Here is an 18,914-nt window from a genome sequence, read left to right on the forward strand (position 1 = left end):
TACCACAGCAAATAAATTTTTGCAATGGCTGTGGCGCAAAAGTTATTAGAAACAGACTAACAATGCGCAATCTTTTTGAAGACATCGCTTACCGTTATATTAATTACGATAACCAATTTTTACAAACAATAATCACCTTACTTAAAAAACCAGAACTTGTTATAGACAGTTATATTAATGGTGCAAGAAAGTGCTACGTAAACCCAATTAGCTTTTTTGCTATTAACTTAACATTATCTGGGTTTTATATTTTTATAATTCAAAAATATTTTGGAAATGCATTAAATTTCGATACAATGGTTGCAAACCAATCTGTAGGCAAACAGAAAATAAACGCATCTATAATGAGTATGGTTTACGATTATGGCTCTTTAATTAACTCTTTAATAATTCCTTTTTTAGCACTTATTTCTGTAATAGTATTTTATAATAAAAAATACAATTACACAGAGCATATTGTATTATTTCTCTATACCATGTCACTATTTTCTTTAGTTACAATGGCAATAAGTTTAATTGTTTTATCTGTAAACGAAAGCTACTATATTACTATAAGTATGGTATTATATATATTTGCTTTTATATACCATTGCTATGTATTTAAGCGCTTATTTAAATTAAGTGCAAAGCAACTTTTTATAAAAATATTATTTTTTATACCAATATTTTTTATGGCTTATATTGGCATGTCTCTAGCAGGAGCCATTTTATTTTTTATATTTTCAGATGTCTCTTTGCAAGACTTTGCTCCAAAAAATTAAGCAACTTCAGCTTTTAAAAATTGAACTTCATAAAGGTTTCTATAATAACCATCTTTATTTTTAAGCAATTCTTGATGTGTTCCTTGCTCTACAACTTCACCAGCATCCATAACAATGATTTTGTCTGCTTTTTGAATAGTTGCTAATCTGTGCGCTATTACAATAGAAGTTCTTCCTTTAGTAATCTTATCTGTAGCTGTTTGTATTAACTGTTCAGAATAAGAATCTACAGACGATGTTGCTTCATCTAAAACTAAAATACTAGGGTTTGCTACATAAGCTCGTAAAAACGAAATTAATTGTCGTTGCCCAGAACTTAACATCACACCTCTTTCTTTTACATTATAGTGATATCCATTTGGTAAGCTTGATATAAAATTATGAATACCAATATCTTTTGCTGCTTGAATTACTTCTGCTTCGGTAATATTTGGATTGTTAAGTGTAATATTATTCATAATAGTATCTGCAAACAAGAAAACATCTTGTAAAACCACAGCTATTTGACTTCTTAAAGATGCCAATGTTACGGTTTTAATATCTGTTTTATCTACACTAATACTTCCGCCATTAATTTCATAAAAACGACTTAACAGGTTTATTATGGTTGATTTTCCTGCGCCAGTCGCACCTACAATGGCTACGGTTTGTCCTGCTTCTACATTAAAAGAAATTCCCTTTAAAACTTCTTCGTTATCCACATAACTAAAACGTACATTATTAAAGGAAATTTCGCCTTTAAAATGTGCCGCTTCATTAACTCCTGTATCGTTAATTTGCGAAGTTGTGTCTATTACTTTAAACACACGCTTTGCAGCTACCATACCCATTTGCAAGGTATTAAACTTATCTGCAATTTGTCTTAATGGTCTAAACAACTGTGGTATCATCATTATAAACATAAATAATTCACCTTCGGTTGCGGTACCTTCTAAAACCACCATTAAACCACCAAACCAAACTATTAGTCCAGAAGTAATTGATGAAAGAAAATCTGCAATAGGAAAAAATATAGAGTTATACCATATTGTTTTTAACCATCCTTTTTTATGACGCTCGTTTATTGCCTTAAAATTTTTATGTTCTGTTGCTTCTCTTGTAAAAAGCTGAAGAATTTTCATTCCAGTAACACGTTCCTGAACAAAAGAATTTAAGTTTGAAACTTCGGTTCTAACTTCTTCAAAAGCCTTTTTCATGTAACGCTGAAATATTTTTGTAGCATACAATACTATTGGCATTGTTATAAATACTATTAAGCTTAGCTTAAAGTTTTCAAACAACATAACTCCAGAGATTACAAGCATAACCATTAAATCCCTAGAAATCATAAACAAGCCTTGCCCAAAAATATCGGCAATACGCTCCATATCTGTTACTGCTCTGGTAATTAAAGTACCAACCGAAGAATTGTCGTAGTACTTCATTTTAAATTTAAGCATGTGATTAAATAACAAAACACGCACATCTTTAACGATGTTTTGTCCCAACCATGCTGCATAATATTGAAACAAAAACTGAAATATAGTTTGCAGTAAAAGCAAACCAACCATTAAAGAAATATAAAATAAAAAGCCATCATCATTATTTAGCTTAATATTATTATCTATTACAATTCTTAACAAGTAAGGTATTGCAATACTTAGTCCTGCAATAATAAGCACAGATAACAAAACACCATAAAAAACTGTTTTATAGGGTTTTGTGAATTTAAACAAGCGTTTAAATAAAGTGACATCAAAAATATTTTCTTTTTTATTACTCAAACTAATAGATTATAATTTTATAGTCTTTGGGTAAGCGACTTCGGTTAAGTATAATGCATGTGCTGGCACAGAAAATCCGGCTTCACTTCTATTTTTAGATTTTATAATATTATGCATATCATTAACTTCTAATTTTCCAACTCCAACATTAATTAAAGTGCCAACAATTGCCCGCACCATATTTCTAAGAAACCTATCGGCTTTAATTGTAAATTGAAGCTCATTACCAACAACTTCCCATTGGGCTTTCATTATATTACAATTATACGTTTTTACATCTGTATTACTCTTAGAAAAGCATTGAAAATCTTTATAATTAAATAAAATTTTTGTTGCTTCTTTTATTCTATCTATATCCAATTTCGCTTTTAATAAAAAGGCTTGTTCTGTATTAAATGGGTTTTTTTGAAGTGCAATTCTATATAAATACTGTCTGCTAACAGCATCAAAACGAGCATGAGCATCTGCTTTTACTTTAAATATATTTTGAATTGAAATAGCCTCAGGTAAAAATGAATTTAATTTATACTGAAGCATATGCTCTTCAAAAATCACTTCTGTGTCAAAATGAGCAAATAACTGTATTGCATGAACTCCAGCATCTGTTCTTCCTGCACCCATTGTAGATATTTTTTCTTTTAACAAAGTAGACAATCCTTTTTCTAAAACTTCTTGCACAGAAATAGCATTAGGTTGTACCTGCCAACCGTGATAAGCTTTTCCGTTATATGAAAGTTCTATAAAATATCGCAAAGAAAGATGTATTTTTACGTTTTTTAAAGTAGCAAAGATACTTCTTTTTGTTGCTAAAGAAATGCTAAAATTGTAATAAAAAAGACATTGAAATTCTCTCCCAATACATGAAAAAAATCCTTCTCTTATCAGACACTCACAGTTATATTGATGATGATATTTTAAAATATGTTAAACAAGCAGACGAAGTTTGGCATGCTGGAGACATTGGCGATTTAAAAGTTACAGATGCTATTTCAAAACTAAAACCCTTACGTGGTGTTCACGGCAATATAGACGGCGACAAAGTACGGTTAGAATTCCCAGAAAACAATAGGTTTATGTGTGAAGATGTAGATGTCTGGATAACACATATTGGTGGTTATCCTAATAAGTATAATGTTAGAGTTCGTGAAGAAATTTACAAAAATCCGCCACGAATTTTTATATGTGGACATTCTCATATTTTAAAAGTAATACCAGATAAAAAATTAAATTTAATACATATGAATCCTGGTGCTGTTGGTAAACATGGGTTTCATAAAGTTAGAACCATGTTGCGTTTCACTATAGATGGAAAGAAAATAGAAAATTTAGAAGTAATAGAGTTTCCAAAACGTTATTAGAAAAAAAAAGCCCAAGATCTTCACCTTGGGCTCACGCACTAATACTACTAAGATGATAGGTTTATCGTAATCTATCTACAGATTTTACGAGATCTTCATCCTTTTTAATCGCCTTATTAGCTAAAACCAATAATACAATAGACAGAATTGGAAGAAAAATCCCAATACCTTTCTCAGAAACCAAAGCTTCTCCAGATACATTTAGAGATTGATATACAAGTAATCCTAGTAAAATAAAGTTTAATATTATATTAAGTCGTCCCAACATAAATTGAGATTTCCTTTTCTTAAAATTAAATATAGATACTAAAGACAAGAAAGCAGAAGCTAAAAACATGCCAAAATATAAAGGCTCATCTATAGCAAAAACTTTTACATCTTCATTAGTTATCCATAAATGAAAAACAAAAATCAATCCAGCCGATATACCTGCGGCAAGTAATAAATAGAAAGATTGTATGCGTTGTATCATTTATTTTATTCGAAAAATTTGAGTTTCAAAAATATAACTTCTTTTGCAAATTTTAGCTAAAAAATTAAAATAAAGTCGTATTATTGCATTAACGATTTGCAACAACCACAGTAGCAAGACGTTATTTCTTCAAAAAATTCAATTATAATTTTCTTCGGAAATTTTTCAAAAACATATTTTTCTAAAAAAATATTCAATTAAACAATTCATGTTTGAAATCTCACAATTAAAAGAAATGAAACTTCCTGAGTTACAGGAAATGGCTAAAAAATTAAGCATACCAAAGTTTCGATCACTAAAAAAATTAGATCTTGTTTATCAAATTTTAGACAAGCAAGCAGCAAACCCAAAAGCTGTACAAGAAGTAAAAGTAGATGCGCCAGCCGCAAAACAAACTACTACTAAAAAAGCACCAGCTGCAAAGCCAAAAAGAGAGCGCGTACAACGTACTCCAGCAGCTAAGCAAAATAAACCTAATCCTAAAGCAAAAACAAACCAAGAAACTTTAGCTTTTAAGGATAAAGAAGAAGACGATAAAAAACAGAGCACTAAAAAGGAAGCAACTCCTACTGCTGCAAAAGAACAAAAAGCAAAGCCACAGCATAAAAAGCCTGTACATAATCATCAAAACAGAAAAGACGATAATAAAAAAGATAATAACAACAATCAAAATCGTCAAAACAATCAAAATAAAAACAATAACCGTAATCAAGGTAAAAACGGAAATACTCACGGAAATAAAGACACCCGCAACCGTTACCGTGAACCAGATTTTGAATTTGATGCTATTATTGAAAGTGAAGGCGTATTAGACATCATGCAAGATGGATATGGTTTTTTACGATCATCAGACTATAATTATTTATCATCACCAGATGATATTTATGTATCACAATCTCAAATACGTTTATTTGGTTTAAAAACCGGAGATACAGTACTTGGAAATGTAAGACCACCAAAAGAAGGCGAAAAATACTTTCCACTAATTAAAGTAAATAAAATTAACGGCCAAAGTCCAGATGTTGTTAGAGATCGAGTATCTTTTGAGCATTTAACACCGTTATTTCCACAAGAGAAATTTAATATCGCTGAAAAGCAATCTACAATTTCAACTCGTATAATGGACTTATTCGCTCCTATAGGAAAAGGACAACGTGGTATGATTGTTTCTCAACCTAAAACAGGTAAAACAATGTTACTTAAAGATGTTGCAAATGCAATAGCAGCTAATCATCCAGAAGTATACCAAATGATTTTACTTATAGACGAACGTCCAGAAGAAGTTACAGATATGCAACGTAATGTTCGCGGTGAAGTTATTGCTTCTACTTTTGATAAGGAAGCTCATGAGCATGTGAAAATTGCAAACATTGTATTAGAAAAAGCAAAAAGATTAGTAGAATGCGGTCATGATGTTGTTATACTTCTAGACTCTATTACACGTTTAGCAAGAGCATACAATACTGTACAACCTGCTTCAGGAAAAATACTTTCTGGTGGTGTAGATGCAAACGCTTTACACAAACCAAAAAGATTCTTTGGTGCTGCACGTAATATTGAAAATGGAGGTTCGCTAACAATTATCGCTACAGCATTAACAGAAACAGGTTCTAAAATGGACGAAGTAATTTTCGAAGAATTTAAAGGAACTGGTAATATGGAACTACAATTAGATCGTAAAATATCTAACCGTAGAATTTTCCCAGCTATAGATTTAACATCATCTAGTACAAGACGAGATGATATTTTATTAGATGATAAAACTATACAACGTATGTGGGTAATGCGTAAATATCTTGCCGATATGAATCCTGTAGAGGCAATGGAGTTTATAAACGATCGTTTTAAACAAACAAGAACTAACGAAGAGTTTTTAATTTCAATGAATGGTTAATCGGTTAATCACTTTAATTAAATATTAGGATGTTATATCCTAACTAAAAAAAGCCTTGATACATCAAGGCTTTTTTAGTTAAATAAATCAACAAATAAGTTTTTATGAATTATTTTAACATAAAAGACTATAGCGTCGCCAAGCTATTCGTTTTCTCTTTTTTATTATTTACAAAAGCACTTCTATACTTTTTAAAACGATAGATATAACTTGATATATTAACTCAACACTTAACGTAGTACATTAACTATACTAAAAAATATAAAACAAAAAAAAGCCTATTGAGATTTCAATAGGCTTTTCTTAAATTTAAAGTCTTAATTATATAGTAGCAACGTGCTTTGCTAAACCAGATTTTAAGTTCGCAGCTTTATTAGCATGAATTACATTTTTCTTAGCTAACTTGTCTAACATAGAGAATACAGAAGGTAATAAAGCTTCAGCTTCTTTCTTATCTGTTAACTCACGTAATTTCTTAATCGCATTACGAGTCGTCTTGTGCTGATATTTATTTCTTAAACGCTTAGTTTCAGTTTGTCTAATTCTTTTAAGCGCTGACTTATGATTTGCCATTAGTTTATATTTTCTTTATTAAAAAATTGTAGCCCGTAGGGGAATCGAACCCCTCTTACATGGATGAAAACCATGCGTCCTAGCCGATAGACGAACGGGCCATTTATTTAAGAGTGTGCAAATATATAATATTTTTTTTACTCTGCAAAAACTTATTTTAAATAACTTAACAATGTTTCCATTGCGGATGCAAAAATACAACTAATTTCTACTTTTGCAATACTTATTTAAACTTTTTTTTATTTTTTTTTAATTAATATGCTTTTGCGAACAAAACTCTTCGTTTAGAAGGCTTTCCAGAATACACACAAACACCATCAACCAACTCTCCTTCAAGAGGTAAGCAACGTATTGTAGCTTTTGTAATTTCTTTTATCTTATCTTCAGTTTCAATTGTACCATCCCAATGTGCTGAAATAAATCCTCCTTTTTCTTCTAAAACAGATTTAAATTCTTCAAAATTTTCTACTTCAGTAATGTGAGAATTTCTAAAATCTAATGCTTTATTAAAAAGTGAATCTTGAATTTCAACCATTAGTCCTTCTACTTTATCTACTAAAGACTCTAAATACACTGTTTCCTTAGTTAAAATATCTCTACGAGCTAGCTCAACAGTTCCGTTTTCTAAATCTCTTGCTCCAATAGCTATACGTAATGGTACACCTTGTAATTCGTGCTGTGCAAATTTAGCGCCTGGTCTATGTGTTGTCCTATTATCAAACTTTACCGTAATATGTTTAGCACGTAAATCTTTCATTATACCATTTACAACATCTGTTATTTGCTCTAATTGCTCATCTGTTTTATATATAGGAACAATCACTACTTGATTTGGTGCTAAGTTTGGTGGTAGCACCAAACCTTGATCATCACTATGTGTCATAATTAAGGCTCCCATTAATCTTGTTGAAACTCCCCAAGACGTAGCCCAAACATAATCTTGTTTTCCTTCTTTATTAGTAAATTTAACATCAAATGCTTTTGCAAAATTTTGTCCTAAAAAATGAGATGTTCCTGCTTGTAATGCTTTTCCGTCTTGCATTAAAGCTTCTATACAATATGTCTCTTCTGCTCCTGCAAATCGTTCACTTTCAGATTTCAATCCTTGGACAACAGGAATGGCCATAAATTCTTCTGCGAAAGTTGCATAAACATTATTCATTGTTTCTGCTTCAGCTAAAGCTTCTACTCTAGTTTCATGAGCCGTGTGACCTTCTTGCCATAAAAACTCAGCTGTACGTAAAAATAATCTTGTACGCATTTCCCAACGCACTACATTTGCCCATTGGTTAATTAGTAACGGTAAATCTCTGTAAGACTGTATCCATCCTTTATATGTATTCCAAATTATAGCTTCACTTGTTGGCCTTACAACAAGTTCTTCTTCTAATTTAGCTTCAGGATCAACTCTAAGTTTTCCTTCATTGTCAGGGTCATTCTGCAATCTATAATGAGTTACAACTGCACATTCTTTTGCAAAACCTTCTGCATTTTTTTCTTCAGCTTCGAATAGGCTTTTAGGTACAAATAATGGGAAATACGCATTTTGATGTCCTGTTTCTTTAAACATTCTATCTAATTCGGCTTGCATTTTTTCCCAAATAGCGTAACCATATGGCTTAATAACCATACAACCTCTTACCGCTGAATTCTCTGCTAAATCGGCCTTGACAACCAATTCGTTATACCATTTTGAATAATCTTCTGCTCTACTCGTGAGTTTTTTGCTCATATACAGTGTTTTGGCACAAATTTTGTGACTATGTTAAAAAAAGAAATAGTTGGACAAAACTAACTATTTTTGTTATGTTCAACAATAAAATCTCATAGTTATGCAATTAAAAAAATACTTACTTAATAAATTACCAGCAATTACTAGTTTAATTTTAGTGTTTAGTCTCACTTCATGTGGCTCTTATCAATATGTTGGACAAGAGAGTGACGGTATTTACGTAGATGATACTTCAATACAAGAAGTCACTTATGCTGAAGCTCAAGAAAGTTCTAATAGCGATTACTATAAAAATTATTTTAAAGAAAAATCTCTAGAATTAGAAGCTGCCGACAACGAAGTTTTTGTTGATATTGATTCTTATCAAGGAAATTACGAAGAAGGTGTTGAATCTGAAGGTTACGGCGCTTGGGGTGACAATGGTAATGAGGTTACTATAAATGTTTATGATAACAATTACAGCAATTGGGGATGGACAATGCCATATTGGGGATGGAATAGATTTGGCTGGAATCGACCTTATTACGGTTGGAATTCAGGTTTTGGATATAATGGTTTTGGTTGGAATTCAGGTTTTGGATTTAGTGGAGGTTTTTATAACTCTTATTGGTATCCAAACTATGGCTATGGATTTGGCTACCCTAATCACTATAATACTGGTTATTATTACCATAGACGTAGCGCATATAATAGAAGTAGAAGAAATACTTTAGCTTCAAGGTATACTACATTAAATGGTAGAAACTATAATACTTCTGCTAGAACGAGAAGTAACTCTACGAGAACCCGTTCTAGAGTTAATACTAGAACTAGATCAACTAATACAAGAGGTTTTAATTCTAACTCTAGAACTAGATCAAGAGTTAAAACTAATTCTTCAGTGACACCTTCAAGATTTCAAAGTACTAGAAATAGAACTAGAGTAAATAATAATTCTACCCCAACAAGAACACGTACAAGAGCAAATTCCTCACCAAGAAGTTCTCGCTCTTATAGTAGTCCTTCGAGAAGTTCTGGCTCTTCTAGATCATCTGGATCAAGAACAAGTTCTCGTAGAAGAGGTTAATATTAAAAAATAGCTTTATATAATTTTATGAAAAAGATAATATTTGTTTTCGTAGGCTTGATAAGTATGTCTACACTTTATAGTCAAAGTATAAATGACGCAATAAGATATAGTAATGGAGAAGTTATTGGATCAGCAAGATTTAGAGCCTTAAGTGGTGCTTTTGGAGCACTTGGCGGCGATTTGAGTGCTGTTAATATAAATCCTGCTAGTTCTGCTGTTTTTTCTACTAGCTACGCCTCATTCTCTTTAAACAATATGAATATTGATAATGAGACCAATTATTTTGGAGGAAAAAAATCTAATTCAGAGTCGGACCTTTCTTTAAATCAGGCTGGTGGTGTTTTTGTTTTTAGAAATAGAAACGAAAATTCTCAATGGAAAAAGTTTTCTTTCAGTATTGCTTATGATAACACAAAGAATTATGAAAACAATTGGACTGCAATAGGAACCAACAATAAAAATGTTAATTCAGGTGGTTCTATTGCTAGTTTCTTTTTAAATAATGCTAATGGATTAAGACTTGATGAAATTTCTGCTTTTGTAGGTGAATCTAATTCTGAAGCTTATTCTGAAATAGGAAGTTTTTATGGCGAACAAAACCAACAAGCATTTTTAGGTTATACTTCTTATATAATTGAATCTGAAACTGGTGATGATGCTGATACTAATTATTTCTCTAATGTTGTTGGAGATTCATTTAATCAACAATATAACTACACTAGTACAGGTTATAACGGAAAATTAGCTTTTAATGTTGGCGCACAGTATGGTGACAATATCTATTTAGGACTTAATTTAAACTCTCATTTTATTAATTATGAACGTTTTAGCGCACTTAACGAATCTAACGATACTTCTGGAGCTGTAGTAAATGACATTTATTTTGAAAATATATTAAATACTAATGGTTCTGGTTTTTCTTTTCAATTAGGAAGTATTTTTAAAGTAACCAATAATTTACGCTTAGGTTTAGCTTATGATTCACCTACATGGATGACTATAGAGGAAGAAACTACTCAATTTATTCAAACAAGAAGTCGCGATGGCATTCCCCTAGAAGATGGAAGTACTTTTTTCTCTGAAACAATAAATCCTCAAGTTGTTAATGTTTTTGCTCCTTATAAGCTACAAACTCCAGGTAAAATAACTGGTAGTATTGCTTATATTTTTGGGCGTAGCGGTCTCTTAAGTTTTGATTACTCTAGAAAGGATTACAGTAATACAAAATTTAAACCTACATCTGATGCTTATTATTCTCAGTTAAACTCTGAGATTAACAATATTTTTACTGCCGTAAATACCTATAAGGTTGGAGGTGAATATAAAATAAAGCAATTAAGCCTTCGAGCTGGTTATAGGTTTGAAGAAAGTCCTTATAAAGATGGAACAACTATTGGAGATTTATCTGGTTATTCTCTAGGCCTTGGATACAAATTTGGAAACACATCTATTGACTTAACTTATGATCATGCGGAACAATCTAGAAATCAACAAATATTTAATACAGGTCTTATTGATCGTGTTAACATTGAAAATACCAATTCTAACATCACATTTTCTTTAGGGTTTCAACTATAATAAGCAAAAAACAATTTTCAATTAACAGGGATAAATTTAATTTACCCCTGTTTTTTTTATTTTGAACTTAAATCAAATAGATTTATTAAAAATTAAATACATCTTTAGATGTATATGCACAATAAAACTATTAATCCCTCGATATAAACTTTATAAAGAAATAATTAATTCTCCTAGATAGCATTGCAAAAAATCTACTTAACATTATATAGTATTAAGTATTTATTTTGAAATACAAATAAAAAGTGAAGATGAATTAAATAAAAAAACCTGAACGACGAATCGTTCAGGTTTTTTTGTGTTTACTATTTACTATGTGTTTTACTTTAGTTTTAACGCTTTAATGTAAAGTGTGCTCTAAAGTGCTTTTTAGTATTTGTTGCTGTGTCTGTATATTCTACTGTAAACCAGTAGTCACTTGTTGGCATTGGGTTACCATTGTAAGTTCCGTTCCAACCATCACCTAATGGACTTATTTGTTTTAATAGTTTTCCAAAACGATCAAAGATGTAAATCTTAGCATCTGGGTAATTTGAGATGCTATATATATTCCATGTTTCGTTATAACCATCGCCATTTGGTGTAAAGTAAACTGGGTAGTCTAGTACCATGATTTCTTCACTTACTTCTCCACAACCATTAACATCTCTTGCTGTTACAACTATACCGCCTGCTGGTATGTTGGTAAAGGTGTGACTGTAACTTCCATCTGCATTTGCTGTTCCTAATTGCCAAGCACCACCGTTTAAACTAAATTCATACACGGCTATTGAAGTTGCTGTGCTTCCACTTGCTGTTACTTGCACATCGTGTTGGTCTGCAAAGGCTGCTGTTAATAGCTCGTAACTAATTACTGGTGGTTCGCTTACATCTACTACTGTACTATCACTACTCATACACATTGTATTTGCACTTGTAGAGGTATCTGTTACTATTACACTATAGTTTCCGCCTTCGGTTGGCATGATTGATGGTCCTGTTTCTCCTGCCATAACATTGCCTTCATAGCTCCATTCAAAACTATATAATGAAGCATCTAAACCTGTATCTACTAGTGGTGAGTTTACTACTTCTGTACCATTAGTATTGATACATAGTAGGTAACTATCGTCTAAATCAAAGGCTGGTAACGGGTTGACTTGTAGAGTAACTTCAGCGGTTTCATAACATATTGAACTGTCTTGACCATTATCTACAACGCCATCGTTATTTAGGTCTACTAAATCACCATTGCCATCGCCATCTAAATCTATATAATCTATAATACCATCGGCATCACTATCAAATCCTTCTGCTATGCCATCGCCATTGATATCTACTATATCGAACACGCCATCGCCATTGGTATCTATTGTATCTATATTTCCATCACTATCAACATCTAATCCTGTTGTTAAACTGCTTAGGTCTAAACTTATTGGTGTTACTATCATGGTATCATTATCTACACGAACAATAATTACTTGTGGATTACTAGTGTTTTCGTATAAAAATGGTAATGGGTTTGTACCTGCATCTGCATCTGCTTGATTTTCATAGTAACTTACAGTGTAGTTATTAGCGTCTTGTCCATCTAAAACAAATGGGTTTTGTGTTTCTAAATTAAACTGTACTGTATCGTTACTTGGGTCGCCATCAAACTCCATATTGTCATCACATTGCTCATATACTATTGCTACTCCATCTGGATTGGCTTGTGCTGCTTCTTGTACTTCTATATTAAAGTTTAGTGTCGCTACATCACAGCCTGTAATAGTATTGGTGATGTTTACATATATGGTTTGTGGATTGGTAATATTGGTATACGGACTGTTTAATCCATTGATGGCTGCATCTGCTTCTGCCTGTGTTTCATGATAACTTACAGTGAATATTGACGGGTCTTGACCGTTTAATATTGCTGCTGTCATCGTGCCGTCTAAATCAAAATCGGCCATACCATCATTAAACAGCTCACAAATAATATAATCGTCTACTGGTGTTACTGTTGGTAATGGGTTTACAATAACATCAAAACTTACTAAACTGTAACATCCTGTACCGTTTAATCCTGTGTTATCATCGCCATTGGTTAGACGTACATAAATGGTTTGTGGTGTTATACCTGTTCCTGGATTGTTTGGATCTTCATTAGTATGCATTGTTGGGTCTGCTATTGCATTGTTTCCTGTAATGGCATCGTCTTGACTGGTGTAGTAACTTGCCGTTACATTTAATTCTCCATTAATAATTGCTATTTCATTTTGTGTTAAATCGAAAACTTCTATTAAATCACCTGCGTTGGTATCATCACACACTATCAAATCTTCTGGATCTGGTGTTGGTGATGGGTTTGGAAGTACTCGTAATGTCACTGTTGTAAATGAAAAACACCCTGTATCGTTATCGGTCACACGTACATAAAGTGTTTGTGGACCATTCATGGTATTGGTATAGTTGGTTGGGTCTGCTATTGCATTTACATCGCCTTGAGCATCTGCCATTGTTTCATAATAGGTTACAACCCAACTGTTGTTGCCATTTACTATTTCTGAATCTTCTACTGTTAAATCAAAAGAAGTGAAACCGTCATTGGCTTCCATATAGTTAGCGTCTAAATCATCACATTGTGCTAACTCATTATCGTAGTTTGGATCTAATACTGGTGGAAACTCTACACGTATTATAAATTCTCCTGTAGTAACACATCCATTAGTATTACTCTCTAATCGAATGTAAATGGTTTGTGGGTTAGAGTTATTTGTATAGTTACTGGTATTAATAATTGGGTTGTTTCCTGAATCGGCATTAGCTTGTGTTGTGTGATACGTTAGTGTGAAATCTGCCACTGTTTGTCCTGCTGTAAAGATTTGTGGTGTGATTACTGCATCAAAATCAAATTGATTGAATCCATCATCATCGTCATCACAAATAATATAGTCCTCGATATCTAATGGTACTACTGGTGCTGGTTGTACAATTAATGGCATTTCGACTATTGTAAAACAGCCTGTGTTATCATTTTCTGCTAAAACATAAATGGTTTGTATATTGGCTACAATATTATTGTATGGACTCACTAATGGGTTTACCATATTCATAGCATCATCTTGCGTCTCATAGTAACTAATAGTGATATCTGGCTCTCCATTGGTGATTATAGCACTTTGGGCGTCTAAATCGAAACTTGCAAAACCATCATTATCATCATCACATTCTTCAATAGCTGCTGGCATTGCAACTGGTGATGGTAATGGATTGACACGAAGGTCTAATGTGATCGTGCTTACACAGCCTGTGTTATCATTTTCTGCTCGTACATATACTGTTTGTGGGTTTACCGTATTGGTATATGGACTGAATATTTGTGCGGCTGCATCATTAGTATCGGCTCCTGCTTGTGTATCAAAGTATGTTAGTGTTATACCCGTTTGACCGTTTAGTATTTGTGCATTTGCATCTTCTAAAGTGAAGGCTTCTACTTCATCTCCTGGATTATTAACATCACACAAGGCTAAAGGATCTGGTTGCACAAGTACTGGTAATGGGTTAACTATAAGCTCTAATGTCGTGTTTGTAAAACAATCATTAGCTGTGTCTTCTACTCGTACATGTACTATTTGCGGGTTACTAGTATTAACATAAGCGTTTGGTGTTGCTATTGGGTTTGTACCTGCCATAGCATCGCCTGGTGTTATATAATATGTTACTGTGTATTGCGTTGGATCTAAATCGTTTGTTGGATCGGTATCTAATAAATTTAGAATCTCGGCATCTTTACTTGGTAAATTAAATGTAGCAAAACCATCGGCATCATCATCACAAACTTCTAACGCTGTTGGATCGGTTATTTGTGGTGTTGGGTTGACTATTAATACAAGTTCTACAAAACTCGCACAGTCTGTTGCTATGGTAGAGCTTTCTACTCGTACATAAATTGTTTGCATGTTTGCTACAATGTTATTGTAAGGACTTGATAAGGCATTAACATTATTCATAGCATCGGCCATCGTTTCATGGTAAGTGACTGTTAGTCCTGGTGCGCCTGCTGTGATTTCTGCTTCGGTATCTGATAGCATAAACTCTCCAAACCCATCACTGTCTGGATCACAGTATTCTAAAGCTGCTGGTGTAAAGGCTACTGGTGCTTGCTCAACTACTAATTCTAAACTCGTTGTATCAAAACATCCCGTGTTTGCATCTTCTACTCGAACATATACCGTTTGCATATTTGGTGTTTGGTTGGTATAAGGTATGGCTAATGGATTGGTTGCATTTATTGCGTCTAATGGTGTAAAATAATAGCTTACTGTATAGGCTGGATTTCCGCCTGATATCTCTTGATTTTTTAATGTTAAATCTATTGCTGTTATTCCATCTGGTGTCGCATCATCACATACTTCTAAAGGTGTTGGTGTTACTACTGTTGGTAGTGGGTTGACAACCACAGTGTCTGATTCTGTTAAAACACCTACACATGAAGTGTTGGAATCAAGCACTTCTTCTAACTGCAATTCTTGATCTACTGCAGGAGCAAAAACTGTAATAATAGACTCTCCTGATGCATCTAATACTGTTTGAGTAGTAGCGCCTCCATTAATATTATAATCTACTGTATCACCTGCTACACCTGAAATAGTAAAAACAGCATCATCTCCTGGACATATAGCTATATTACTTGTAACAGTCGCCATTGGGTTTGGATTAACTATAATTGTTGCTGTATCTGTAAGCACACTAGAACATGACGTTGTAGCACTTGTTACTTGTTCTAAAGTAATTATTTGATTAGCAACAGCTCCAATTATTGTTACAATAGCATCTCCAGATGCGTCAACTGTAACTTGCTCTGTTGCTCCTCCATTAATATTATAATCTATAATATCGTTTGGAGTTCCTGTTATTGTAAATATTGCATCGTCTCCTGAACAAATATCTGTATTTGTTGTTAATCCTGTTACAAAAGGACTAGGCTCTATTGTTACCGTATTAGTGTCTGATAAAATACTAGAACAAGAAGTTGTAGGATTAATTACTGATTCTAAAGTAATTGTTTGGCTTGAGGTAACTCCTATTATAGTTACTATAGCTTCTCCTGTTGCGTCAATAGCTACTTGTTCTGTAGCTCCAGAGTTAATATTATAATCTACTATATCTCCAGCGTCTCCTGAAATAGTAAAAACAGCATCATCTCCATTACAAACAGCCGTATTACTACTTAAAACTACTGTAGGATTAGGATTAACAACAACTGTTGTAGACTCAGTAAGGATAGCATTACATGTAGTACTAGAATCTACAATAGATTCTAATGTCAATACTTGATTAGTAGTTGCTCCAATTATAGTAATAATTGACTCTCCCGAAGCATCAAGTGTAGTTTGCAATGTTCCTCCTCCGTTTATATTATAATTAACTACACTTGCTGTTGTTCCTGTAATTGTAAAAATAGCATCATCTCCAGAACATATATCTGTATTACTTGCTACTGTAGCTGTCGGACTTGGATTAACAATAACGGTATCTGTATCTGCTAATGGTGCAGTACATGATGTTGCGGCACTTGTAATTTGTTCTAAAGTTATGGTTTGATTTGCTGTAACTCCTGTTAAAGTAACAATGGCATTACCAGATGCGTCAACTGTTACCTGTTCTGTAGCTCCTCCATTTATATTATAATCTATAATATCATTAGGTGTTCCAGAGATAGTAAATATTGCATCGTCTCCTGAACATATATCTGTATTTGTTGTTAATCCTGTTATAACTGGATCTGCTTCTATAGTTACGGTATTAGTATCTGTTAAAGTACTTGAACAAGATGTAGTTGGGTTTGTTACAGTTATTAATGTTATTGTTTGATCTGTAGTTACATTTGTAATTGTTACAATTCCTTCTCCTGTACCATCAATAGTTACTTGTTCTGTTGCTCCTGAATTAATATTATAATCTACTATATTACCAGAATCTCCAGTAATAGTAAAAATAGCATCTCCTCCAGAACATGTTACGTTATTACTAGATAAAGTCACAGATGGACTTGTTCCTATAGTTACTGTAGCAGATTCTGTTAATGGCGCACTACATGATGCAGATGCGTCTGAAACTGATTCTAAAGTTATAACCTGGTCTGTAGTTACACCCGTAACAGTAATAGTAGATTCTCCAGAAGCATCAAGAGTTGTTTGTAAAGTTCCTCCTCCATTTATGTTATAATCTACAATATTAGTAGCATCTCCTGTTATTGTAAACACTGCGTCACCTCCTGTACAAACAGTTGCACTAACAGGTGTCACACTAGCAGTAAAATCATCTTGAAATGAAATTACAATATCATCTTGAGCACTACAAGGATCTCCAAAAGCAGCATCTGTACCATCTGCTAACAACGTATAAGTTCCTGATTGATTTACTGTTATAGTAGAACTAGTTTCTCCTGGTATTGTTACACCATCTAATTGCCATTCAAATGTATTGAAAGCTCCATTAAACGAAGGTGTAATTGTATAAGAATCTCCAGAACATATAGATTGGTCATCTCCTAAATCTACTTGACAAATAATATCACAATTAGTATCTATTGATCCCGGATTAGGGACTAAATTAATATAACCATCATCTTGACTATAATTTGTTACTAAAAGCATATAAAATGAGTTCGCTGGTGCATTTGGAACAAAAATCTGTTCTGTAGCAGAACCAGAAAAACTACAATCTACTTGAGTTGTAGAGTTTAAGTTTGAAGCACCACATTGAGGCTCTGTAAAAGGTCCCCAAATTATGAAATCGACATCATTTCCACCACCTGTTTGATTAGGACCATCAAATTGTGTTAAAGTGAAATCTAAATCTCCAGCTACATCACCCGTTTGTAAAAAATACCATATTGGATCTGGTTGAGACCCTAAACATCCATAATCTATTCCTGCCTCAGCATTATTTGGACCTGTTTGAGAAGGTACATTTACAATATCTGAACATATAGGTTGTGCGGCAATACAAACATCAGAATTTAAAACATTTATTGTAATCGTATCTGTATCTGCACAGTCTAAAGTATTATCATCATCTACTGTAAATGTTACAGTATAACTTCCTGCCACACCATAAGCATGTGTTACATTTAAACCTGTTTCAGTAGGTGTTCCATCTCCAAAATCCCATGTGTAAGTTGCATTAGTACTATCTCCAGAAAATGTACCACTTCCATTAAAAGTAACTACTTCTCCAGGTAACACTGCTATAACACCAGCTGTTGCTACAGGATCTGTACTATCTATAGATGCTGTAATATCTTGACAAGGTACAACACATTCTATTGCAGCTTCCCAACCAATTGTATTTCCTCCTCCATCACTTACAAAGTGAATTGTTAAACAGCCTGAAGTATTTGCTGTAGATGTCACAATAGTTCCTGGAAAGTTTGTAGCTCCACCTCCAGAATAACTTCCTATTACAGGTGCTGTAGTGTCATCTCCATCATAAATTGTCATAATATCTGATCCTCCTTGAGTACCAAATGTAATAAAGTCTAATACTACAGCTTCACCTGGTGTAGGAGAACAAATTGTAAGTACAAAATCTTCGTTACTAGAATAATTTGAGGCTCCTCCAGAATCTAAAAAAGAACCAGAGCATTGACTAACTGTACCGTTTTGCATCAAGACATCTTGAGCAAAACAATTAATTGAAATAAAAATTGTTATAAGGGTAATAATACGTTTCATAGAGATCC

The 18,914-nt window shown here is 33.0% G+C and carries 11 protein-coding genes and 1 tRNA gene; 5 read left to right on the plus strand and 7 right to left on the minus strand.

Features of this window, described 5'->3' with window-relative positions:
* Window positions 1-62 precede the first annotated feature (62 nt).
* Window positions 63-761 (plus strand): DUF3667 domain-containing protein, encoded by a 699-nt coding sequence (locus tag LACAL_RS01725; RefSeq protein WP_158306389.1) that lies wholly within the window; start codon window positions 63-65, stop codon window positions 759-761.
* Here the strand turns inward: LACAL_RS01725 and LACAL_RS01730 are convergent.
* Entirely contained in the window at window positions 758-2,524 is a 1,767-nt protein-coding gene (locus tag LACAL_RS01730; RefSeq protein ID WP_013868974.1) for an ABC transporter ATP-binding protein, read from the minus strand. The genes LACAL_RS01725 and LACAL_RS01730 overlap by 4 nt on opposite strands.
* Before the next feature lie 9 nt (window positions 2,525-2,533).
* Window positions 2,534-3,277 (minus strand): tRNA pseudouridine(38-40) synthase TruA, encoded by a 744-nt coding sequence (gene truA / locus LACAL_RS01735; RefSeq protein ID WP_013868975.1) that lies wholly within the window; start codon window positions 3,275-3,277, stop codon window positions 2,534-2,536.
* A gap of 107 nt (window positions 3,278-3,384) precedes the next feature.
* Between truA and LACAL_RS01740 the strand changes: the two genes are divergently transcribed.
* The gene (locus LACAL_RS01740; RefSeq protein ID WP_013868976.1) at window positions 3,385-3,882 is read left to right on the plus strand and encodes a metallophosphoesterase; all 498 of its coding nucleotides are present in this window, start codon (window positions 3,385-3,387) and stop codon (window positions 3,880-3,882) included.
* 61 nt (window positions 3,883-3,943) lie between these two features.
* Here the strand turns inward: LACAL_RS01740 and LACAL_RS01745 are convergent, their stop codons facing one another.
* Window positions 3,944-4,354, minus strand: a complete 411-nt coding sequence (locus tag LACAL_RS01745) for a DUF4293 domain-containing protein (RefSeq protein ID WP_013868977.1) — start codon at window positions 4,352-4,354, stop codon at window positions 3,944-3,946.
* 208 nt (window positions 4,355-4,562) lie between these two features.
* Between LACAL_RS01745 and rho the strand changes: the two genes are divergently transcribed.
* The gene (gene rho / locus LACAL_RS01750; RefSeq protein ID WP_013868978.1) at window positions 4,563-6,248 is read left to right on the plus strand and encodes a transcription termination factor Rho; all 1,686 of its coding nucleotides are present in this window, start codon (window positions 4,563-4,565) and stop codon (window positions 6,246-6,248) included.
* Window positions 6,249-6,569: 321 nt separating this feature from the next.
* Here the strand turns inward: rho and rpsT are convergent, their stop codons facing one another.
* The 3 genes from rpsT to proS all read right to left on the minus strand — a co-directional run bounded on the left by rpsT (window position 6,570) and on the right by proS (window position 8,553).
* Window positions 6,570-6,821 (minus strand): 30S ribosomal protein S20, encoded by a 252-nt coding sequence (rpsT, locus tag LACAL_RS01755; RefSeq protein ID WP_013868979.1) that lies wholly within the window; start codon window positions 6,819-6,821, stop codon window positions 6,570-6,572.
* A 29-nt stretch (window positions 6,822-6,850) separates the two neighbouring features.
* Window positions 6,851-6,922 (minus strand) — tRNA-Glu (locus tag LACAL_RS01760).
* A gap of 152 nt (window positions 6,923-7,074) precedes the next feature.
* Window positions 7,075-8,553: a proline--tRNA ligase gene (proS, locus tag LACAL_RS01765; protein ID WP_013868980.1), complete on the minus strand. Its 1,479-nt coding sequence runs from the start codon at window positions 8,551-8,553 to the stop codon at window positions 7,075-7,077.
* Window positions 8,554-8,653: 100 nt separating this feature from the next.
* On the opposite strand from proS, the gene LACAL_RS01770 reads away from it, so the two are divergent.
* Both LACAL_RS01770 and LACAL_RS01775 read left to right on the plus strand, forming a co-directional pair.
* Window positions 8,654-9,619 (plus strand): prolyl-tRNA synthetase, encoded by a 966-nt coding sequence (locus LACAL_RS01770; RefSeq protein ID WP_013868981.1) that lies wholly within the window; start codon window positions 8,654-8,656, stop codon window positions 9,617-9,619.
* A 27-nt stretch (window positions 9,620-9,646) separates the two neighbouring features.
* Window positions 9,647-11,200, plus strand: coding sequence for an OmpP1/FadL family transporter (locus LACAL_RS01775; RefSeq protein WP_013868982.1), 1,554 nt, complete (start codon window positions 9,647-9,649; stop codon window positions 11,198-11,200).
* A gap of 332 nt (window positions 11,201-11,532) precedes the next feature.
* Here the strand turns inward: LACAL_RS01775 and LACAL_RS01780 are convergent, their stop codons facing one another.
* Window positions 11,533-18,906 carry a T9SS type B sorting domain-containing protein gene (locus LACAL_RS01780; RefSeq protein WP_013868983.1) on the minus strand — a complete coding sequence of 2,458 codons (7,374 nt, stop codon included), beginning with the start codon at window positions 18,904-18,906 and terminating at the stop codon, window positions 11,533-11,535.
* Window positions 18,907-18,914 lie beyond the last annotated feature (8 nt).

Origin of the sequence: Lacinutrix sp. 5H-3-7-4, from assembly GCF_000211855.2 — a bacterium.
GTDB lineage: Bacteria > Bacteroidota > Bacteroidia > Flavobacteriales > Flavobacteriaceae > Lacinutrix.